This window comes from Bacillus sp. FSL H7-0578, from assembly GCF_038630855.1.
Classification (GTDB): domain Bacteria; phylum Bacillota; class Bacilli; order Bacillales; family Bacillaceae; genus Bacillus; species Bacillus safensis.
On the sequence record NZ_CP152045.1, the window covers coordinates 1,856,190 to 1,879,216 of the forward strand.

A 23,027-nucleotide genomic window follows, 5' to 3' on the forward strand; every position below is an offset into this window, starting at 1 on the left:
CTCCCCTTTCTTAATGAGCGAGGGCTGCTTTTTGCCCGTTTGCCGTTTCTTGATTTTTCGGTTTTGTGTTTGCTTCAAAGGCATACATCACCGCTTCTTCATGACTGAGGCCCGCTTGTTTTTGTTCTTCGATGCTTTGAAGCATCATTTTGTAATTTCTCGGAATGACTTTGATGAATTGATCCTTTTCTTGCTCCCAGTTTTCAAGAAGTGCTGCTGCTTTTGAGCTGTTTGTATAATCAAGGTGTTCCTTGATCATTTGTTTCACTTCTTGTTCTTCTTCATGATCTGTGAGCTTTTCAAACATGATCATTTCCATATTGCACATTCTTTTGAACTGTTTTGCATCCGATGTATGGATGTAAGCCACACCGCCAGACATACCTGCACCAAAGTTTTTCCCAACGTCTCCTAAAATAACGACACGTCCGCCAGTCATGTATTCACAGCCGTGATCTCCGATTCCTTCAACAACCACATGTACACCTGAATTACGAACAGCAAATCGTTCACCAGCACGCCCGTTAATATAAGCTTTTCCGCTAGTTGCGCCGTAAAATGCAACGTTCCCTACAATGACGTTTTCATGTCCATTTTGTACAAAATGATCAGACGTTTTAACAGCAATTTTGCCTCCTGAGAGTCCTTTGCCGATATAGTCATTTGAATCACCTGTTAAATAGAGAGACATGCCCTTTGGCACAAATGCGCCGAAGCTTTGTCCAGCTGAACCAGTGAACCTTAGTGTGATGGTATCCTCTGGCAAGCCCTCTTCCCCGTAGCGCTTAGACACTTCACTGCCAGTAATGGTTCCGGCCACACGGTTGATATTGCGAATGTTCAATGATAGATCAACCGGTGTTTGATGATTCAGCGCTTCTTGCACATAAGGAAGGATTTCATTCATATCCAGAGATTCATCAATTTTATGATTTTGCGGTGTTCTGAATGTCCGCGCTCCTTCTGGCTGATAAAGCAATGTTTCAAGGTTTAGCTGCCCTGCTTTCCAGTGAGCTTTTGCTCGTTCACTGACCGCTAGGACGTCCGTGCGTCCGATTAATTCATCCATTGATGTAAAGCCGAGTTCCGCTAAGATTTCTCTTACTTCCTCTGCAATAAACATCATGAAGTTCACAATGTGATCGGGGTTACCCATGAATTTTTTGCGGAGCTCTGGATTTTGTGTGGCTACACCGACTGGGCAAGTATCTAAATGACATGCTCTCATCATCACGCAGCCCAGCACGACAAGTGGAGCTGTCGCAAAGCCATACTCTTCTGCTCCTAAAATCGCAGCCATCACAACGTCGCGGCCAGTCATTAACTTTCCGTCTGTTTCAAGAACGACTCTCTCGCGAAGACCATTTAACACAAGGGTTTGATGCGCTTCTGCCAATCCAAGCTCCCAAGGAAGCCCTGTGTGTTTAATACTCGTTTTCGGTGAAGCTCCAGTACCGCCGTCATAACCACTGATGACAATGACATCCGCAGTTCCTTTTGCTACACCTGCTGCAATCGTGCCAACGCCGGCTTTAGATACAAGCTTGACACTGATGCGTGCATCACGGTTCGCGTTTTTTAAATCATGAATCAGCTGTGCCAAATCCTCGATGGAATAAATATCATGATGCGGCGGTGGTGAAATCAATCCGACACCTGGCGTAGAACCACGTACATCGGCAACCCAAGGATACACTTTATTTCCTGGCAGCTGTCCGCCTTCTCCAGGTTTTGCTCCTTGCGCCATTTTAATTTGCAGTTCATCTGCATTGACTAAGTAATGACTTTTCACACCAAATCGGCCAGAAGCGATTTGTTTAATTGCACTTCTGCGGTCATCACCGTGTTCATCTACTGTAAAGCGGGCAGGATCTTCTCCGCCTTCTCCGCTGTTACTTTTACCGCCAATTCGGTTCATCGCAATCGCAAGTGCCTCATGCGCTTCTTTACTTAAAGATCCAAATGACATGGCACCTGTCTTAAAGCGGCGCACGATGGATTCAGCAGATTCAACCTCTTCCAGACGAACCGGTTTTTGTTTTGGCTGAAATGCAAACAAGTTTCTGAGGAAGCCGATTCTTTCTTCATCCGCTGCCTTTGTATATTGTTTAAATAGGTCGTAATCTTCATTACGGCATGCCCACTGGAGCGTATGGATCGTTTTTGGATTAAAGGCATGGTGCTCTCCATTTTTTCTCCACTGGAATTCACTGCCTGATTCAAGTGTCTGGTCAGTTGCTGCTTGATACCCTGCTTCATGGCGAAGTTTTGCCTCATGAGCAATGGTGTCAAGATCAATTCCGCCAAGCTGAGAAGCTGTTCCTGTGAAATACGCTTGAATGACGTCTTCACTAATCCCGACTGCTTCAAAGATTTGCGCGCCTCTATAGCTTTGCACAGTGGAAATCCCCACTTTGGACATGACTTTGACGACACCTTCTGTCACGCTTTTACCAAACTTTGTAACAGCTTCATCAAAGCTGATCGAAATTGCTTCGTCTGCAATCAGCTGTTTATACGTTTCATAGACAAGGTAAGGGTGAATCGCATCTGCCCCGTAGCCAATCAGTGCGGCAAAATGATGAACCTCTCTCACCTCTCCAGATTCAACGATCAAGCTAACCTTTGTCCGCAGGCCTTGACGCACAAGATGCTGATGAAGTGCACTTAGCGCAAGAAGTGGTGGAATCGGTACTTTTTGTTCTGTCATTTCACGATCTGAAAGGATTAATAAAGAGACACCTTCTCTGATCGCTTTTTCCGCCTCTTCAAACATCGCATCCAGTCCGCGCTTTAAATCATCGGTGAAAAGTGTATGAATTGTTTTGCTTTTAAAGGCATTATGAACAATCGTTTTCAAGCCGTTAAATTGTCCGCTCGTTAAGACCGGTGTATAAAGTTTAATTCTTCGGCATGAATATTCATTTGGATGTAAAATATCGCCTTCGGCACCTAACCAAGTCATGGTTGATGTCACGAGCTGCTCACGAATGGCATCAATCGGCGGGTTCGTGACTTGTGCAAACAGCTGCTTAAAATAATGAAAAAGAGACTGCGCACGATCTGATAACACAGCAAGCGGTGTGTCACTTCCCATTGAACCGATTGGGTCCTTGCCTTCCTCTAGTAAAGGAATTAAATACTTTTGAATGTCTTCATACGTATAATGGAACGCACGCTGACGCGTCAATAAATCATCCATTATACTAGAATTTTCTGAATTTTCTTCCGAGCGATTGACGTGGACCATTTCTTCATCGAGCCATTTTTGATAAGGCAGTTCATTCGCAATGGTCGATTTCACTTCTTCGTCAGAAATAATTCGTCCTTCTTCTAGATCAATGAGCAGCATTTTACCAGGCTCAAGTCGATCTTTATACTTAACATCTTCTTCATTTGTGTCGATTACGCCAACCTCAGAAGAGAAAATGATATGATCATCATTCGTGACATAATATCTTGCCGGTCTTAATCCATTTCGGTCTAAGATCGCCCCGATTTGTTTGCCGTCCGTAAAGGAAATGGCTGTTGGTCCATCCCACGGCTCCATGAGAGAACTATGGTATTCATAAAATGCCCGTTTCTCTTTCGACATGTGCGTGTTTTCCGTCCAAGGCTCAGGAATCAGCATCATTGCTGTATGAGCAGGTGTACGGCCTGCAAGCACAAAGAATTCAAAGGCATTGTCTAAAATGGATGAATCACTTCCGTCTGCATTCAGCACTGGCAAAATCTTGTCTAAATCGTCTCCGAAGGCTTCAGATACGAATTGTTGTTCTCTTGCTCTCATCCAATTGATGTTCCCTCTTAATGTGTTGATTTCTCCGTTGTGAATTAAGTAACGGTTTGGATGGGCTCTTTCCCATGTAGGAAATGTATTTGTACTAAATCTTGAATGGACAAGTGAAAATGCAGAAACAAATGTTTCATCCTGTAGATCAAGATAAAAAGCATCGACTTGATCTGATGTTAAAAGCCCCTTGTATACGATGGTTTGACTCGACAGGCTGACAAAGTAAAATTGTTTTTCTTCTCTTGTTCCCCAGTTCTCAGCCTGTTTACGGATGACATATAATTTTCGTTCAAATGACAAACGATCTGTGATCTTGTCGTTTGCTCCGATAAAGACCTGTCTCACAACCGGACAGCTCTTCGCTGCGACAGTACCAATTTTTCCTGGATCGACAGGAACCGTTCTCCAGCCAATTAATGTTTGGCCTTCTTGTTTAATGAACCCGTTGATTTTCTGTTCGATGGCTTGACGCGTTTTTTCGTCATCATCTTTTGAAAAGAAGACCATTCCTACCCCGTAACGGCCTTTTTCAGGAAGTGCAAATTCTTTGCAGTTCTTTCTAAAGAAAGCGTCTGGCAGCTGTACCATTAAACCGGCACCATCACCTGTATACGGATCACTGCCTTGCCCGCCGCGATGATCAAGCTGGCACAGCATTTGTAATCCCTTTTTGACGATGCTATGTGTCGCCTCCCCTTTTAAATGGGCGTACAGTCCGATTCCACATGCATCATGTTCAAATTCAGGACGGTAGAGACCTTGTGGTTGTGGTAGTTGATTATAAGTCATCGTTTCTCTCCCCCGTTTAAAAGATCCGTTTTTTCACAGTAATAAAATCTCACAAACTCTGTAACTTATTTTAAGTTTTCAAATTGATATAAACAATATATAATTTAGATCAAAACAATCTCTTTTTGAGATAGATGGGTGTGAAGTGCAAAAATGGAGCTTCGTCAGTTACGTTATTTTGTAGAAGTCGCAGACCGTGAACACGTGTCAGAAGCGGCTGAAAACTTACATGTTGCCCAATCTGCTATCAGCCGGCAGATTGCGAATTTAGAAGAAGAACTTGGAGTGGCCTTATTCGAACGAGAAGGACGAAATATCAAATTAACGAAGATCGGCAGGCAATTTTTAGATCATGTCAGAACTGCACTCAAAGCCATTGATTATGCGAAAGAGCAAATTGATGAATACTTAGATCCGCACAAAGGAACAGTGAATATTGGCTTTCCTACAAGTCTAGCAAGCCAAGTACTCCCTTCTGTCATCTCCGCCTTTAAGCAGGAATATCCAGAGGTCGATTTCTTACTTCGTCAAGGATCCTATAAATTTCTCATTGAAGCGGTCAAAAATCGAGATATCGATCTCGCCTTTTTAGGACCCGTACCGACAAACGATTCTCAAATAGAAGGAAATATTTTGTTTTCCGAAAGCATTTATGCCCTTTTACCGGTTAGCCACCCCTTTAGTGGACAAAGAAGTATTCATTTAAGTGATTTAAGAAAGGATCATTTCGTGTTATTTCCTGAAGGGTATGTGCTGAGACAAATTGCGGTTGATGCTTGCAAGCAGGCAGGCTATGAGCCTACCATTTCATCTGAAGGAGAAGATTTGGATGCCATTAAAGGTCTCGTATCTGCAGGTATGGGCGTTACCTTATTACCCGAAAGCGCCTTTTATGAAACAACACCGCGATTTACAGTGAAACTTCCGATCGATTTCCCTCAAGTGAGAAGAACGGTTGGAATTATTGCATCTAAAACGCGCGAAATGTCTCCTTCTGCCCATGATTTTTATGTGTTTGTGAAGGATTTCTTTTCTAAAATTGAACAATATAAATAATTCACTAAAACAAGACATTTCATTTGTAGAAATAATCCCACTTTGTATATGATGGGTTACAGAACAAAAGACTATATGGAAGAAAGGTATTCATATGAAATCAATTTTATCGTTTTTAAAGCCGTATCGGCTGTCCGTTGTGTCCATTGTCATTCTCACCTTTTTAAGCAGTATGCTCCAGCTGTATTTACCGACGTTAACAGCAGATATCGTTGATGTCGGTATCGTCCAGGGAGATATTGCTTACATATGGAAGGTTGGCGGCTGGATGGTGGCTTGTTCTTTACTCGCCATTTTGCTCACCATTTGGAAGTCTTACTTGTCATCAAAAACAGCACTTGGCTTCGGGCGTGATATGAGAAGACAGCTGTTTGTACATGTCGAACAATTTTCATTAGAAGAATTTCAAAAGATCGGCACGTCTTCCTTTATTACAAGATCAACAAATGATGTGAAACAAGTCCAAGATGTGACGATTATGATTTTACAAATGATGACGCGGGCCCCGCTCATGCTTGTAGGCGGAATTATTTTGGCTGTTTCCAGGGATGCTGTCCTGTCTCTTATCTTTTTAGCGGCCCTCCCCCTTCTTGGCGGATTTATCTATTTGGTGTCAAGAAAAGCGATCCCGCTATTTGGCCAGCTTCAGAAAAAAACAGACCGGCTGAATTTAATTATGCGGGAATCTCTTTCAGGCATCCGCGTTATTCGTGCATTTAACCGTGTGGATGATGAAAAGGAGCGATTCCAAGAAGCCAACACGTCCTATAAGGATACTGGTCTTAAAGTCAACCGATTAATGGCTTACTTGTTTCCATTTATGCTGATCATCATGAACTTCACGAATATCGGTATTGTCTGGCTTGGCGCAAACCGAATTGATGCCGGAGAAATGGAAGTTGGAAATCTCATTGCCTTCATTCAATATGCGATGATGATTTTAATGGCGCTTATTATGCTGTCGATGAGCTTTATTATGGTCCCAAGAGCACAAGCGTCAGCTAAACGCATGAATGAAGTGTTAAACATGGAACCAAAGATTAAAGACAAAGAAGAGTCTATGACTGAGCTTCACGAGCCCGCCCAATCCATTCGCTTTGAGGATGTGTCATTTTATTACTCAAATGCTGAGAAACCAGCCGTTCAAGGTATCACGTTTGAAGCCAAAACTGGTGAAACAACAGCCATCATCGGAAGTACGGGTTCTGGGAAAACAACACTTCTCCAGCTGATGACGCGCTTTTATGAAGTGACAGAAGGCCGGATTACACTAGATGGTGTAGACATTAGAGAACTGCCTCAGGAGAAACTGAGAAACCAAATGGGCTATGTCTCTCAAAAAGCTGTTTTATTCAGCGGAACCATTGCCGAAAATGTACGCTTTGGCAAGCAGGATGCAAGCGATGAAGACGTCTGGCAGGCGCTGCGAACTGCGCAGGCCGAAGAATTTGTTTTGCAAAAAGATGGAGGAATTGATGCAGGAATTGATCAAGGAGGTTCCAATCTATCCGGCGGCCAAAAGCAGCGGCTTTCCATTGCAAGGGCGCTAGTGAGAAGACCATCATTCTATCTGTTTGACGATAGCTTTTCAGCACTTGATTACAAAACAGATGCGAAGCTGCGGGCATCATTAGAAGCAGAAAAAGCTCATGCAGCCCTCATCATTGTGGCTCAACGAATCAGTACAGTGAAGCATAGTGATAAAATCATTGTACTTGATGAAGGAAAAATTGCAGGTATCGGAACACATGAACAATTAATAAAGGATAATCTTGTATATCAAGAGATTGTCGCATCTCAGGAAGGTCAGGAGGTGAGCGAGGATGAGTAAAAAAATGTCTTCCGGCATGGGCCATAAAGGCGGCCACCCTAAAGGGCCAGCCGCAAAACCAAAGGAATTTAAGAAAACACTGCTTCGTTTGACAGGCTATTTAAAACCAAGAAAATTTCAGCTGATCATCGTCCTTATTGCAGCGATTGGTTCAACTGTCTTTAATGTCATTAGTCCAAAGCTGCTTGGGGATGCCACCTCTTCCCTATTTGACAGCTTTACGAATGGAACAGACGTTCAATTTGATGTCATTTCACGAATTCTTTTACTGCTTGTCGTGCTGTACGTCGTTGCTTCCCTCTTTTCATTCGTTCAGCAATATGTCATGGCTGGTGTCTCTCAACAGACCATTGCTGAATTACGGCAGGAAGCAAATGACAAGCTCACACGTCTCCCCCTTCGTTATTTTGATAAAACAACCCACGGGGACACGCTGAGCCGTGTGATGAATGATATCGATAATATTAATACATCGCTTCAGCAGGCGCTCACCCAAGTGATTACATCTGTGATTACAGTCATTGGGATTGTCGTCATGATGCTCTTCATCAGTCCGCTGCTTACGTTGCTTGTTTGTTTGACGCTGCCACTCAGCCTGTTTGCGATTCGCGGCATTACGTCATTTTCTCAAAAGCATTTTAAAGCGCAGCAAAAAGAGCTTGGGACGATCAATGGACATATTAATGAGATGTTCACAGGACATCAGACAGTTCGTGCGTATGGCTACGAAAAGAAAGCGATCGATACATTTGATCAATTAAATGAAAAGCTGTATGAATCATCAAGGAAAGCACAGTTCATTTCTGGTTTAATGATGCCAATGATGACCTTTATCGGGAACCTTGGCTATGTGGCAGTCAGTGTAGCCGGCGGGATTCTTGTCATTAATGGGAATATTCGTGTCGGGGATGTGCAGGCGTTTATCCAATACACACAGCAAATGTCTCAGCCGCTTGTGCAAGCATCAAGCGTCGCAAACTTAGTTCAATCAGCGATCGCTTCTGCTGAAAGGGTCTTTGAAATCCTTGATGAGGAAGAAAAAAGTACCGAAGAAGATGCGGCAATTGATCTTGCATCACTCTCAGGCGATGTGAGCTTTGAACAAGTTCAATTCGGATATGAAAAAGATCATCCGATTATTAAAGATTTGGATTTAGATGTGCAAGAAGGTCAGACGGTTGCCATTGTTGGGCCAACAGGTGCAGGAAAAACAACCATCATTAATCTTTTAATGCGTTTTTACGAATTAGATCAAGGCTCCATACGCATTGGCGGTGTCAAAACCACTGACCTCAGCCGTCAGCAAGTACGAGACTTATTTGCGATGGTTCTTCAAGATACATGGCTCTTTGAAGGAACGATTTACGACAACATTGCCTATGGCAGGCAGCACGTTTCCAAAGAGGATGTCATCAAAGCCGCCAAACATGCCTATGCAGATGATTTCATCCGCACGCTTCCAGATGGTTATGACACACTGTTAACAGAAGATGCAGGCAACCTGTCTCAAGGTCAGCGCCAGCTGTTAACCATCGCCCGTGCCATTTTATCTGATCCAAAGATCTTGATATTAGATGAAGCAACAAGCAGTGTGGATACACGGACAGAGATGCATATTCAAAAAGCAATGAATGAATTGATGAAAGGCAGAACGAGCTTTGTGATTGCACACAGACTTTCAACGATTAAGGATGCAGACCTTATTTTAGTCATGAAGGATGGAAGCATCATTGAAAAAGGATCGCACAGCGAACTCTTAAAACAAAAAGGCTTCTATGCAGACTTATATATGAGTCAATTTGCCGAAAATCAAGTGGGATAACATCAAAAAAGAGGATAGACACGCATGTCACATGCTGTCTATCCTCTTTTCAATTGTCATCTGCTCGCTTCTTCACTTTTACACTGAGCTTCGTTATATACTCTGCTTCATCTTTAGACATGAGCGAATGAAGTAAATACTCCTCAAATACATCTCCATCCAGCATCATGCCCTCTTTCTCGATTTCATCTAACAAATGCGAATAAGCAGATTCGATCTGATCAAATGTTCCTTGATCATACATCACCGCATAGAGCCCGCCAGGTTTTTTGACTGCCCCCGGGCCATCCATTCGGCAGAACAGCTGATCTGACTGATGATAGTGCCGCTTACGGAACTGCTCCTTTTTTAAGACAGAACCATTTGCCGCAGCCCCTTTTATGCCAACTCCCTTTAAAAATTCCCCTACAATACGTGATATTTCTTCTACAGGTGTATTGAAGTCGATCGGGTTTGATGCACTTAGTACAACGGGTTCTTCTGGCAGCTCTTGAAACAGGACCTCCCCTATTTTCACATTTGCTAATTCAAGTGTCGTCTCCATCACCCGCATAAGAAAAGCCTGGATGTCTTGAAGTTTTTCAATCTCTTGTTTGACCTTTTTTATTTGGTCGGCCGCTAGGCTTTGCAGTCTCTCGCGGGAAGGTTCTGTGAAATATTGTTTTAACTCTTTGATCGGAAATTGAACAGCTCGCAAGGATTGAATCGCAATAAAATGGTCAAATTGCTCAAGTGTATAGTAACGGTACCCATTTTTATGCACACCAGCCGGCTTAAATAAATCGATTTTATCATAATACAGAAGCGTATCTTTTTTGACATCAAATAGCTTGGCAAATTCTCCAGTGAAAAACGTTTTTTGCACATCATTGATCATGATGAAGGCTCCTTTCTTGACTATGGAGTAACTCCATCCTTTATCATAACATGCAGAAACACCACTACGCAGGGAAAGGATAAGAAAATGAACAAAATAACTCAACATGAAGTGACATTAGCACATGCAAATAAAGAGGACTTCCCTTCTATGAAAAAAGAGCTTCAGAAAGCTTTTACAGCTGGCGTGATCGACGCATTTGGCGATGCGCAGGATGGACCGATTCCTCCAGATGAAGTGATTGATGAATCTTTTCATTCCAATGACCACATTGTTTATCATATTATGCTAAATGGTGAAAAGGCAGGCGGCGTTGTGATCAAAATCAACCAAGAGACACATCACAACTCGGTTGATTTGCTATACATTTCATCATCCTTTCACGGCCGGGGCATTGGTCAGGCAGCATGGAAAGCCATCGAGGCGCAATATCCAGAAACGATTGTATGGGAGGTTGTGACTCCATACTTTGAAAAACGCAACATTCATTTTTATGTCAATAAATGCGGTTTTCAAATAGTTGAATTTTATCACTTACACCATCCAGATCCAAACGCACATCATGAAGCACATCACGGCAATGAACCTTTAGCACCTGAGGAATTTGAATTTTTTAAATTTGAGAAGGTCATGAAGAAAAATTGTGCAAACGTAGGATAACGTGTATTTCTTTTAAATAAAGTTAAAAACACTACCTCATAAAAAGGTAGTGTTTCTTGAATCTTTCTAGCTTCTAATCTGACCGTCACCACACAGAAGCAGCTTAGTTGTCGTAAGTGCAGGAAGTCCCATTGGCCCTCTTGCGTGCAGTTTTTGAGTAGAGATGCCGATTTCAGCTCCATAGCCAAGTGCACCGCCGTCTGTAAAGCGAGTCGATGCGTTATGATAAACAGCCGCCGCATCTACTTCGTTTAGAAACGTGAGTGCATTTTTTTCATCTTCTGTCACGATGGCTTCTGAATGTTTTGTGCCGTACTGATCGATATGGCTGATTGCTTCCTCAATTGAATCGACTACCTTTACCGCAAGATCCAGACTTAAATACTCATCTGTCCAATCCACTTCCAAAGCAGGAACCGCGTTTGAGAAGTAAGACTCTGCTGCCTGGTCGCCATGTACAGTGACACGATGCTCCTGCAAAGCTTCATTTAATGAGGCTGCATTCTCTTTCAGCCAATCGCGATGAATAATCAGCGTCTCAAGTGCATTACATACGGCCGGACGATTCGTTTTCGCATTGATCACAATCTCAATGGCTTTTTTCACATTCGCGGTTTGATCAATATAGACATGACAGTTTCCTGTCCCTGTTTCAAGCACTGGGATAGTGGATTCTTCTACCACTGTTTTGATTAAGGAAGCTCCGCCTCGCGGAATTAAAACATCGATCCATTCTTTTAGTTGAAACATCGCCTGAACCGATGAACGGTCTGTTTGTTCAATCAATTGCACCGCATCACGAGGAATCTTTGTTTGATCCAATGCTTCATGGATCACACTGACAATGGCTTTGTTGGAAGAAATAGCGGAGGAACCGCCTTTTAAAATCACTGAGTTGCCTGCCTTAAGGGCAAGGCCTGCTGCATCGACAGTGACGTTCGGTCTCGCTTCATAGATCATCCCGATCACACCGAGCGGTACTCTTCGGCTTTTCACGTGTAAGCCGTTATCAAGAGTCCATTCATCCAATATTTCTCCAACAGGATCTGTTAATCTCGTCACAAGCCGCAAACTTTCAGCAAACTCGTGAATTCTTTCTTCATTTAACATTAATCGATCCATGAGTGCCTCTGAGAAGCCCTTTTCTTTCCCAGCATCTAAGTCCTTTTGATTCTCCTGTAAAATAAAGCGGCTGTTTTGCTCTAATGCTTCTGCCATTTTAAGAAGCGCGTCATTTTTTTCCTCTGTCTGAAGTAAACCGAGTTTTTTTGAAACATGCTTTGCTTTCTTCGCTTTTTCTTTGACCGATGTGACAACTTCAGCTGTCAGTGTCATGGAATTCCTCCCTTTTGGTTAACAAACTGGAATCGATAAATCTAAATGACAAACAAATGCTTCTAGATCGACGACATGCACGATTTCATCTTGTAACAAATCACTCTTACGTGCGAGTTCATCTGACGCATAATTCACAATGCCAAGACCTATTTCTCTTCCATCTTGATCTAAAATACGGACCACATCGCCTTTTTTAAACGAACCTTTTACGTTGACAATCCCATCAGAATCAAGGCTTCCCTCTCGGTGCATGAGGAATTCCTGTGTTTTCTCTTGAACCACGATCTCACCCTTTGGTCCAGAATGAAAGGCAATCCACTGCTTCTTATAATTGAGCGGCGCTACATTTTCGTCAGCGGTAAAATAAGTGCCGTCCTCTGTCCCATTGATCGCTTTGTCTAAAATGTCAGGCGTATCTGCTTTTCCTAAAAAGCCGTTGATCCCTGCGGCCATTGATATTTTAAACGCATCGAGCTTTGATTTCATTCCGCCTGTACCTACGCTGCTGCCTGCGTCTCCAGCAGCTGCTTCGATGTCTTCTGTGATGTCTGTCACTTCAAGAATTCTCTTCGCATTTGGATTTGTATGAGGATTATCTTCATACAAGCCATCAATATCAGATAAAATGGCAAGGAAATCCGCATCAATGAGTCCAGCTACTTTTGCAGACAATGTATCGTTGTCTCCAAACTTCAACCGATTGATCGTCACTGTATCATTTTCATTAATAATCGGGATGATGCCTCGATCTAATAACACGTTCATTGTGTTACGCACATTTTGATAGCGCGTTTCATCAGAAAAATCACTTCTTGTAATTAAGAGCTGTGAGGCAATATAACCGTGTGATAAAAATAAAGTAGAATATGATTCCATTAAAAGCCCTTGCCCAATTGAGGCAGATGCCTGCTTTTCCGGCAGTGTTTTGGGTCTATCAATAAATCCTAGTTTTCGGTAACCAGCTGCAACCGCACCAGATGAAACCAAAATGACTTCGTGTCCTTCATCTTTGAGTTTTACAATTTGATTGACGAGGTTTTCTAGTTTTTTCAAACTAATCTCACCTTGAAAGCTAGTAAGAGAGCTGCTTCCGATTTTCACAACAATTCGTTTTCTCTCTTTATCTGCGTACACCTAATCACTCCTGTACCTGAGCTCTATTTATATAGATACTTTTTGTTTTTGCTGATTGCTTATCTCTTTTGATCGATTGGCAGCATGTTTGACAGCCTGCTTGATCGCTTCTCCTCCGCCAAAATCATCTAATGCATTGAGTCCTGCAGCAGTTGTTCCATTTGGTGACGTAATTTTCTCTCTTAGGACAGAAGGATTTTCCTCTGTTTCTTGCAGCATTTTTGCCGCACCGAGGAGTGTCTGCGCGCCAATTTGGCGAGACAATTCCTTTGATAAACCTGCCTCTTCTCCTGCTTCTTCGATTCTCTCCATTAAGAAATAAAAGTAGGCGGGCCCGCTTCCAGCAATTCCAGTGAAAATATCCATTTGCTCTTCCTGAATGGTATAGACTTCGCCCATTTCAGATAAAAGAGCCTGGCTTATGCTCATATGGTCGTTTTTCACGTAACGTCCAGCAGATAAAGCAGTCGCTGATGCCCCGATCGTACTTGATGTATTTGGCATGACCCTCATAACAGGCTGGCCTTCATGCAGCATGTCTTCAATATACGATAGCTTAACACCTGCAAGGACAGACATGATGAGCTGATCTGGCTGAATACGAGGTTTTAATGATTCAAGGGCTGCTTCAGCATCCTTTGGCTTCATGGCCAGGATCAACATATCCATTTCTTCAAAAGGAAATGAATCCATTGCGCCTGTTTGGATTCCGTATCGTTTCGTTAGTTCATCCAATCGAAGTTGATTTTGTCTGTTTGTTGCGTAAATTTGGTCTAGCGGCATCTGTCCTGATCGTACAATCCCTGCGATCATTCCTTCCGCCATAGAGCCTGCTCCAATGAAAGCAACTTTCTTTTGATCAATGATATTGATCCTCTCCCTTGTTCGCTTTTTGTTCGTGTTTTTCGCACGTTAGTAATCGTAACATGATGAGAAATCGTGTCAAGAAAGAGCCAGCGCTTTTCAAAAGTCCCGAATGCATGGCCGGCAGCTTGCTGCAAGTATGTTAGCCGTGTTTTTCAAATACAGTAATTTAGATCAAAAGAACTATGATCATTTGAATCATAGGGCCCTTTCGTTCGACTAGATTCACCATTTTATTTTTGGTTTCGGTGACTTCAATTCTATTTTTCAGAAAGCGCTCTCATTTTAATGACTTTCTATTTTCCTATATAGTGAATGTGCTTGAATCTTTCGATTAGACTATTGACATATTTTAGAAAACATGTCCATTGAAATGATATTTTACTGGTGATACCGTGAAAGAGAAATCATGTGAAAAAGGAGCGTTCATAATGAAAGTGAAAGAAAACTATGTCAATGTGATTCCAATGAAAGAAATCCGTTCTACCGATGACCTTCTTTTCCCCTTCCCTATTTACAATGAGCTGCGTGCAGAAAGTGATATTAGATATGATGAGACAAGAAAGTGCTGGGATCTTTTTCGATATGCGGATATCCAGTCTGTTCTAAAGCAGCCTAAAGTGTTCTCTTCACAGCGAGGAAGAAGCACGTCTAAAACAAGTATTTTAACGATGGATCCTCCAAAACATACAAAGATGAGAGCGCTTGTGAATAAAGCGTTCACCCCAAAAGCGATCAAGCAATTAGAAGATAAGATCAAAGACTTGACACATGATCTATTAAATCAAGTTAAGGATCAACGTACGTTTGATATTGTGCAAGATTTAGCAGCTCCCCTGCCAGTGATGATCATCGCTGAGCTTCTCGGTGCAGAGGTGCAGGACAGAGAGCTGATTAAAAAACATTCTGATGCCCTTGTGGCAGGTGCTAAGGATGAATCAAAAGAAGCCATTCAGGCTGTAGTAGATATGCAGAAACGTGCTGAAGAGGAGCTGTCCGTTTATTTTGCTCATTTGATCAAAAAAAGAAAAGAAACACCTGCCAATGACTTGATCTCGCTTCTCATTCAAGCGGAAATCGATGGAGAGCGTTTAACCGAGAATGAACTGCTTGGCTTTTGTATTCTATTACTCGTTGCAGGCAATGAGACAACGACCAATTTAATAACCAATGCCGTACGACTACTGACAGAGCAGCCGCATATTGCTGAATCAGTTCGGCAGGACCCCTCTCTTATTCCTCAATTGACTGAGGAAACGCTGCGGTATTATCCGCCTGTTCAAGCCATTGGCCGAATCGCCGCAGAGGATGTTGAAATTGCAGGCGCGCACATTGAAAAAGGAGACTACCTCATCAGCTGGGTTGCTTCAGCAAATCGAGATGAACAGAAGTTTGAAGATCCAGATACGTTCCGGCTTGACCGAAAATCAAATCCGCATATGAGCTTTGGGTTTGGCATTCATTTTTGTCTCGGTGCACCGCTTGCCCGGCTTGAAAGCAACATTGCGCTTGACGTTTTACTCCATACGTTTCAAGACATCACCTGCGCTACAGATCAGCTAAAACCTATACAAAGCACGTTTGTTTTTGGGGTAAAAGAATTTCCTGTACAAGTCACCCGTTATTAAAAGTCCCTTTTCAGGGGCTTTTTTTCATTTTCTTCAATTCATCATCTCTTTCTTACCTTCCTTCTCCGAACATGCTAAAATAAAATCCATACAAAGTGATAACGGAATGCAGAAAGGAAGCCGAAAACTCATGACCGATTATACAGCGATGAAAGACGGAATATTCAAATCAGTTTGTTCGTTAGATTGCCCGGATCAGTGCGGTCTTTTAATACATAAAGAAAATGGAAAGATCGTGAAAGTGCAGGGAGATCCGGACCACCCTGTCACACAAGGAAACATATGCAACAAAGTGCGTAATGTCACAGCCCGTTTATATGATGAAAAAAGACTGACCACTCCTTTAAAACGTGTTGGCCAAAAAGGCGAAGGTCAGTTTGCACCGATTACGTGGGAAGAAGCCATTGAAACCATTCGGCAAAAATGGACAAAGTTGATCGAAGAAAAAGGACCAGAAAGCATTCTGCCTTACAGCTTCTATGGAAACATGGGCAATCTCAACGCAGAAGGAATGGACCGCCGCTTTTTTTATCGTCTTGGTTCAAGTCAGTTAGACCGAACGATCTGTCAGTCTGCGGGAACGACTGGCTATAAATATACAATGGGTGCAAGCATTGGGACAGATCCTGAAGACACCATTCATACGAAACTATTTATCTTTTGGGGCATCAATGCCGTATCGACCAATATGCACCAAATCACCTTGGCACAAAAAGCACGAAAGCAAGGAGCGAAGATTGTTGTAATTGATGTTCACAAGAACCAAACCGGCCGGATGGCAGATTGGTTCATTCCGCTTCGGCCTGGTACTGACAGTGCGCTTGCCCTTGGCATCATGCACGTCCTTTTTAAAGAGGAACGTACAGATGAAGCCTTTTTAGAGGCTTACACGGTCGGCCATAAGGAGCTGCGCGAGCATGTAAAGCAGTATGATCCAGACACAGTTGAGCGCATCACAGGTGTCCCGAGGGATGACATCATTACACTTGCGAGAATGTACGCTGAGACATCACCCTCTCTCATTCGCATCGGGAATGGTTTACAGCACCATGATAATGGCGGGATGAGTATTAGAACCATCTCCTGCCTCCCTGCCCTGACTGGTCAATGGCTGCACAAGGGCGGCGGAGCGATGAAATCAAACTCTTCTTTTCTCAGCTATAATGAAACAGCCCTTCAGCGGCCGGATTTATTAAAAGAACGCACGCCTAGATCCTTTAATATGAATCAGCTGGGCAGCGTGCTGACAAGCGCAGAGCCTTCCGTTGATTCTCTCTTTATCTACTCGTGCAACCCAGCGGTTGTCACACCTGAAGCGAATAAAGTCAGAGAAGGTTTGCTGAGAGAGGACTTATTTACAGTGGTTCATGATTTATTCCTGACAGAAACAGCGGCGTATGCAGACATTGTCCTGCCGGCTACATCAGCCTTTGAAAACGAGGATTTCTATACATCATACTGGCATCATTATATTCAAATTCAGGAGCCCGTAATTGAACGCTACGGAGAAAGCAAATCCAATACTGAAGTATTCCGCCTGCTTGCCCATGCGATGGGCTTTGAAGATGAAGCCTTCCGCGAGACAGATGCTGAACTGATGGAACAAGCTCTTCATCATCCAGAAAATCCGCATTATGAGGACATTTCATACGAAGCATTAAAAGAAAAGAAATGGATCAAAGCGAAACGTGGACCTTTCCAGGAATTAAAGCTTCAAACCCCAAGCGGGAAAATTGAGCTTTATTCTGAACAAATGAAAAAAGACGGGTATCCAGCACTTCCAACCTATGTGCCCCTTTATCAGGAGAGCGATTATCCGCTTACCTTTATACCGGGACCGAACCATAATTTTCTGAATTCCACCTTCTCACTTCATGAAAAGCATCAAAAGCTTGAGAAATTTCCGAAGCTTCACATGAATGAACAGGATGCAAAGGAAAGAAAAATTGAAGATGGTGACATGGTGCGTGTGCTAAACGACCGAGGAGAGTGTGAGCTTGTCGTGTCAGTCGGTCAAAATGTATTATCTGGTGTTGTGGTCAGTCAAGGATTATGGGCAGATCAAAAAGGCAAAAAGCATTTAGTGAATGGATTAACACCTGATCGATTGGCAGATATGGGAGGCGGCGCTACGTTCTTTTCTGGCAGAGTGGAAGTTGAAAAATTATCATAGAAAAAAGCCAGCCATTTTTTGCTGGCTTTTTTCATATGCTTTTATCGAATCATCAGCTGATTCGTCATGACATTCGCACTTCCGTTGCTTCGGTAGCCTTCTACAGTTAATGCTGTTTCATACATTTTTCCCATTGGCATGCCTAAGCTTTCCCATTTTTTAAAATGCTCACTGACGGAGACAGTTCCGCTTGTGCGTTTTGTTTGACGTACACTCCAATATTGTTTGAAGGTAGCGTCTCCAATGATAGAAGGCTGATTGACACGGAGCGTTTCATATATGTCATATGTGCCTCCATCGGCATAAAATGATCCTTTATACGTTCCTGTTGGACGATATGTGCCCCATGACTCAACAATGTAGTATTCAGCTAATGGAGATTGTGTCCAGCCATAGACACATAAATAGGAATTCCCGCCCGGGTTAAAGGCTGCGTTGTAGTTGATGGAGATGTTGCCAAGTTGATGATGAGTTTTAGTGGAATCAAACTTCTTTCCTTTTCGAAATAAGGCATTTCCAATATTGTTCCAGCTTGCACTAAATGCCCCGCCGTTATTGAGTGTCATCGAGGTATTTCCGTAATCCTTCCATAATTCAAAATCGTATCCGCTGTGTGTCCCTATCCTATTATCATAAATCGTTTCCGCATGAGCTGGCACAGCCGTCAGTGTCAGCACAAATCCAATACACATCACAAACAACAGCCTCAATCTTTTCAATTTCATTTTCCATCCCTCTCCTTTTTTCATCCGTATTGTTCTGTCATCCCTAAGATGAAAAACCCATCACCTCCTTTCATGCAGCCCTTTCTGCTAGATGGAACGATACTGATTTAACCCTGCATGGATGTCTTTTGTTTGTGTATAAATCCTTTGATACAAATGAAATAGATCGGCATATACTTCTGCGTGCGGCTGATTTGGCTCATAAACAGCAGCTTGATGGATCAACTGATGTGCACATACTTCAAGTGATGGATACCATTCGCAGCCAACTGCGGCAAGCATCGCTGCACCTAAAGCGGGCCCTTGTTCATTGTCTAACTGGATGACTTCAGCCTGAAAAATGTCTGCTTGCATTTGAAGCCATGTCCGGCTTCTCGCACCGCCGCCAATAGATACAATAGAATCTATGTTTTTTCCTGCCTGCCGGAATAATGCGATAGATTCATTTAGCGAAAAGGTAATTCCCTCTAACACTGCTCTGACAACATGTGCCCTTTCATGCCTGCTGTCTAATCCAATCAAGCTGCCGCGAATGATCGAATCCGCATGAGGTGTTCTTTCCCCAACTAAATAGGGTGTAAAGAGCAATCCTTTCGCTCCTGGTGCAACATGAGCCGCACCTTCTAAAAGTGACTGAAACGATTCCTCAGGAGCCAGTAAGTGTTTTGCCCAGTTCAGGCTATATCCTGCTGAAAGGGTGACACCCATTGTGTAAAAAGCGTCTTTTTTTGCATGATGAAACAAATGCAAATTCCCTTGAAGCTCCCTTTCATGATCCTCTTCATAGGAAAGAATGACCCCAGATGTGCCGATACTGCATAACGTGCGGTCAGAGGACAAGATGCCAGCACCAATTGCTCCGCAGGCATTATCTGCCCCGCCGGCAAAAACCTTTGCGCCTTCTTTCATCCCAACTTCACGTGCAATGTGCGGCAAAAGTGTACCAACCTCCGCCTCTGATGTGACAAGCGGCGGGCAAATGTGAGGAGAAATATCAAACGCCTGACAAATCTCCTCACTCCACGTCTGTTCACCGATATTTAACAGCAAGGTGCCAGCCGCATCAGAATAATCCATATGGACTGCGCCTGTTAAACGAAATCTGACATAATCTTTTGGGAGTAAAAACATGTCGATTTGCTGATCAATATGTGGTTCATGTTCCTTTACCCATAATAATTTTGGCAGTGTGAATCCTTCTAACGCCTGGTTTTTTGTGATCTTTTGCAGCCGGTCTCCCAGCTTTTTTGTCATGTGCGTACATTGTGCTGTCGTCCGTGTATCATTCCATAAAATTGCAGGGCGGAGCACTTCGCGAGATTCATTTAATAGAACTAATCCATGCATCTGGCCGGAAAAGCTGATGCCTTCAACTCGTCTTGAATGAACAGGCTGCTTTGCCATCAGTTCTTTCATCGCAGCCATTGTCTGCTTTACCCAATCCTCGGGGTGCTGCTCACAATATCCAGGCTTCTCTTGAATGAGCCGGTACGGCTTAGAGGCTTCGCAGCACACCTTCCCGCTCTCATCCACTAATATCGCCTTGACCCCGCTTGTTCCAAGATCAATTCCCATCACATATTTCATGTTTTCACTCCTTCAAAACAGGTCAGCCCCTTCAATTAATCTTCTAACAAGTATTGATTTAAACGGGCTTTCAGCTGTTCCTCTCTTCCCGATTCGTTTCTGATCAAAGGATGTTTCAGCGCATATTCTTCTAATGTATGAAAGTTTGCCTTTCCTTCTGAAATATCACGTCCAATTCCTTCAGAAAAGCTGCGATACCGGTGCTTTATAACATCTTCAAACACACGGTCTTCTATGAGTCTATGAGCGACCCGCAGTCCTTTTGCGAATGCATCCATCCCGGCAATATGGGCATATAAAATATCTTCAAGTTCAAAGGAAGCTCTTCTCACTTTTGCATCAAAATTAAGACCGCCAGACCCTAGACCGCCATTTTGCAGAATTTCATACATGGCAAGAGTTGTGGCATACAGATCGGTTGGAAATTCATCTGTATCCCACCCAAGAAGCGAATTTCCTTGGTTTGCATCAACAGAACCGAGCAGCCCATGAATTCTTGCGACACGTAATTCATGCTCAAACGTATGGCCGGCCAGTGTCGCATGATTGGCCTCGATATTTAATTTGAAATGGGAATCTAATCCGTATTGTTTTAAAAAGGCGATGGATGTCGCTGCATCTGTGTCGTATTGATGAGTGGTTGGTTCCTTTGGTTTTGGTTCGATTAAAAATTGGCCAGTGTACCCAATTTCTTTTGCATAATCAACAGCCATATGCAAGAAAGCCGCCATGTGATCAAGCTCTCTTTTCATATCTGTATTGAGCAGCGTATCGTACCCTTCTCGTCCACCCCAGAAAACATAATTTTCTGCACCGAGTTCTTTGGCGGTTTCAATGCCTTTTTTGACCTGTGCGGCCGCATAGGCAAAGACATCTGCATGACAAGATGTCGCAGCACCGTGTACAAATCTAGGATGCTTGAACATATTGGCCGTGTTCCACAGCAGCTTTACTCCGCTTTGCTTCATGTATTCTTTCATTCTTTCTAAAATGATGTCTAATTGTTGATTGGTCTCTTGAAGCGTCTCCCCCTCTGGCGCGATGTCACGATCATGGAATGAAAAATACGGAACATCCAATAGGTCAAAAAGCTGAAAGGCGACTTCCAATCTAGCTTTTGCTAAATCCATTCCGCTATAAGCGTCCCACGCTCTTTGCATCGTGCCAGTTCCAAACATGTCTGTTCCATCAGCAGTTAATGTATGCCAATAAGCGACTGAAAAACGCAGGTGGTCTTTCATTGTTTTTCCGCCAATCACTTCGCTTGGATTATAGTATTGAAAGGCGAGTGGATTTTTTGATTGTTTTCCTTCATATTGAATTTTGCCGATTCCTTCTAAGCTGTATAACGTTTTCATATTTGATTTGGTCATTCTTCATTCCTCCTGAGTACACTTTGTAAGTTGATTCAACAAACTAATGATCAATCTATGAAAAAATCACTTTGAATTTTCCATATTTTTTAGTTTTTTAAAAATATTTTCGTTATAATAAAGTTAAAATCATTTATCTTACTAAAAACATGCTGAAAAAAGCAGCTCTTCTCAACTTAATCTAAAGACGAAACAAATGGAGTGGATAACGTGGATATCGCTGATCAGAACTTTGTAAAAAAAATAAATCAAAAACTATTATTAAAAGAAATTCTCCAGCATGCGCCCATTTCGAGAGCAAAATTATCTGAACGCACTGGATTAAATAAATCGACTGTTTCTTCTCAGGTAAGTACGTTAATGAAAGAACATCTTGTCTATGAAATCGGTCAAGGTGAGTCTAGCGGCGGGAGAAGACCGGTTTTACTAATGTTTAATAAACGTGCTGGCTGCTCCATCGGAATCGATGTCGGCGTTGATTATGTCAATGGCATATTAACTGATCTTGAAGGGTCCATTCTTTACGAAGAGCAGATCAAGCTCCCACCCAGCTCTCCTGAGGTCACAATACGTAAATTAATTGAATTAATACAGCAGCTCATCTCACAAATGCCCTCTTCCCCATACGGGCTCATTGGCATTGGCCTATGCATACATGGTTTAGTGGATGCAGGTGAACAAATCGTGTTTACGCCTCATTCCAAATGGAAAAATGTTGATCTGAAAACCACGCTGCAAGAGACATTCCAAGTACCGATCTTCATTGAAAATGAAGCAAATGCCGGTGCATATGGTGAAAAAATCTTTGGTGCCGCTAAACATTATGACCATTTGATCTATGCAAGCATCGGCACTGGCATCGGGATCGGAATCATCATCGATCATCATTTATACAGAGGGGCGTACGGCTTTTCTGGTGAAATGGGACATATGACAATCGATTTTAACGGACCAACATGCAGCTGCGGGAACCGTGGATGCTGGGAATTGTATGCTTCTGAGAAAGCCTTGTTTCAGTCTCTTCAAACAGATGATCAGCACATCTCCCATCAAGACCTGGAACAGCTGGCCAAGTTAAATGATATGAAAACGCTCAATGCCCTGCGCAACTTTGGCTTTTACCTTGGTGTCGGTCTCACAAACGTCCTGCATACCTTTAACCCGCAAGCCATTATTTTAAGAAACAAAGTGATCGAATCACATCAGGCGGTTCTACATGTGATTGAGGAGGAGGTATCCTCGCGAATGGATACGCAATTCAGCTCACATGTAGAGCTGCTCCCTTCATCATTAGGACACAATGCGCCAGTATTGGGGATGACATCTCTTGTCATAGAAGCTTTTCTGCAAGATGCCACCCTCACAACATGACCTATT

Annotated in this window: 15 protein-coding genes; 7 read left to right on the forward strand and 8 right to left on the reverse strand. The window is 42.9% G+C overall.

Annotation, left to right across the window (positions count from 1 at the left end; genetic code table 11):
• Nucleotides 1-10: 10 nt before the first annotated feature.
• Nucleotides 11-4,582: a glutamate synthase large subunit gene (gene gltB, locus MHB41_RS09370; protein WP_034280680.1), complete on the reverse strand. Its 4,572-nt coding sequence runs from the start codon at nucleotides 4,580-4,582 to the stop codon at nucleotides 11-13.
• A gap of 153 nt (nucleotides 4,583-4,735) precedes the next feature.
• Between gltB and MHB41_RS09375 the strand changes: the two genes are divergently transcribed.
• The 3 genes from MHB41_RS09375 (at nucleotide 4,736) to MHB41_RS09385 (ending at nucleotide 9,291) form a co-directional block, all read left to right on the forward strand.
• Nucleotides 4,736-5,638 carry a LysR family transcriptional regulator gene (locus tag MHB41_RS09375; RefSeq protein ID WP_340900222.1) on the forward strand — a complete coding sequence of 301 codons (903 nt, stop codon included), beginning with the start codon at nucleotides 4,736-4,738 and terminating at the stop codon, nucleotides 5,636-5,638.
• Nucleotides 5,639-5,732: 94 nt separating this feature from the next.
• A complete protein-coding gene (locus MHB41_RS09380) occupies nucleotides 5,733-7,469 on the forward strand; it encodes an ABC transporter ATP-binding protein (RefSeq protein ID WP_340900221.1) in 1,737 nt (578 codons plus the stop codon).
• Nucleotides 7,462-9,291 (forward strand): ABC transporter ATP-binding protein, encoded by a 1,830-nt coding sequence (locus MHB41_RS09385; protein WP_340900219.1) that lies wholly within the window; start codon nucleotides 7,462-7,464, stop codon nucleotides 9,289-9,291. Before MHB41_RS09380 ends, MHB41_RS09385 begins: the two co-directional genes overlap by 8 nt.
• A gap of 49 nt (nucleotides 9,292-9,340) precedes the next feature.
• On the opposite strand, the gene MHB41_RS09390 is transcribed toward MHB41_RS09385, so the two are convergent.
• Nucleotides 9,341-10,168, reverse strand: coding sequence for a MerR family transcriptional regulator (locus MHB41_RS09390; RefSeq protein ID WP_101676946.1), 828 nt, complete (start codon nucleotides 10,166-10,168; stop codon nucleotides 9,341-9,343).
• A gap of 87 nt (nucleotides 10,169-10,255) precedes the next feature.
• On the opposite strand from MHB41_RS09390, the gene MHB41_RS09395 reads away from it, so the two are divergent.
• The gene (locus MHB41_RS09395; protein ID WP_046311408.1) at nucleotides 10,256-10,828 is read left to right on the forward strand and encodes a GNAT family N-acetyltransferase; all 573 of its coding nucleotides are present in this window, start codon (nucleotides 10,256-10,258) and stop codon (nucleotides 10,826-10,828) included.
• A 66-nt stretch (nucleotides 10,829-10,894) separates the two neighbouring features.
• Here the strand turns inward: MHB41_RS09395 and MHB41_RS09400 are convergent, their stop codons facing one another.
• The 3 genes from MHB41_RS09400 to proC are packed head-to-tail and all read right to left on the reverse strand — an operon-like array spanning nucleotide 10,895 to nucleotide 14,173.
• Entirely contained in the window at nucleotides 10,895-12,163 is a 1,269-nt protein-coding gene (locus MHB41_RS09400) for a glutamate-5-semialdehyde dehydrogenase (protein WP_101676945.1), read from the reverse strand.
• Between the two features lie 18 nt (nucleotides 12,164-12,181).
• Nucleotides 12,182-13,300, reverse strand: coding sequence for a glutamate 5-kinase (gene proB, locus MHB41_RS09405; protein ID WP_024428364.1), 1,119 nt, complete (start codon nucleotides 13,298-13,300; stop codon nucleotides 12,182-12,184).
• Nucleotides 13,301-13,327: 27 nt separating this feature from the next.
• Nucleotides 13,328-14,173 (reverse strand): pyrroline-5-carboxylate reductase, encoded by an 846-nt coding sequence (proC, locus tag MHB41_RS09410; RefSeq protein ID WP_080652983.1) that lies wholly within the window; start codon nucleotides 14,171-14,173, stop codon nucleotides 13,328-13,330.
• A 422-nt stretch (nucleotides 14,174-14,595) separates the two neighbouring features.
• Between proC and MHB41_RS09415 the strand changes: the two genes are divergently transcribed.
• Both MHB41_RS09415 and MHB41_RS09420 read left to right on the forward strand, forming a co-directional pair.
• Nucleotides 14,596-15,792 (forward strand): cytochrome P450, encoded by a 1,197-nt coding sequence (locus MHB41_RS09415; protein ID WP_024428362.1) that lies wholly within the window; start codon nucleotides 14,596-14,598, stop codon nucleotides 15,790-15,792.
• A gap of 130 nt (nucleotides 15,793-15,922) precedes the next feature.
• Nucleotides 15,923-17,965, forward strand: coding sequence for a molybdopterin oxidoreductase family protein (locus tag MHB41_RS09420; RefSeq protein WP_075623310.1), 2,043 nt, complete (start codon nucleotides 15,923-15,925; stop codon nucleotides 17,963-17,965).
• A 41-nt stretch (nucleotides 17,966-18,006) separates the two neighbouring features.
• Here MHB41_RS09420 and MHB41_RS09425 read toward each other — a convergent pair whose 3' ends face one another.
• The 3 genes from MHB41_RS09425 to xylA form a co-directional block, all read right to left on the reverse strand.
• A complete protein-coding gene (locus tag MHB41_RS09425) occupies nucleotides 18,007-18,690 on the reverse strand; it encodes a glycoside hydrolase family 11 protein (RefSeq protein WP_034280656.1) in 684 nt (227 codons plus the stop codon).
• Between the two features lie 87 nt (nucleotides 18,691-18,777).
• Nucleotides 18,778-20,277 carry a xylulokinase gene (gene xylB, locus MHB41_RS09430; RefSeq protein ID WP_061109239.1) on the reverse strand — a complete coding sequence of 500 codons (1,500 nt, stop codon included), beginning with the start codon at nucleotides 20,275-20,277 and terminating at the stop codon, nucleotides 18,778-18,780.
• Nucleotides 20,278-20,312: 35 nt separating this feature from the next.
• On the reverse strand, nucleotides 20,313-21,650 hold the full coding sequence (gene xylA / locus MHB41_RS09435; RefSeq protein ID WP_340900216.1) for a xylose isomerase: 1,338 nt from the start codon (nucleotides 21,648-21,650) through the stop codon (nucleotides 20,313-20,315).
• A gap of 210 nt (nucleotides 21,651-21,860) precedes the next feature.
• Here xylA and MHB41_RS09440 point away from each other — a divergent pair, with 210 nt between their 5' ends.
• Nucleotides 21,861-23,021 carry an ROK family transcriptional regulator gene (locus MHB41_RS09440; RefSeq protein ID WP_041117672.1) on the forward strand — a complete coding sequence of 387 codons (1,161 nt, stop codon included), beginning with the start codon at nucleotides 21,861-21,863 and terminating at the stop codon, nucleotides 23,019-23,021.
• The last annotated feature ends 6 nt before the right edge of the window (nucleotides 23,022-23,027 follow it).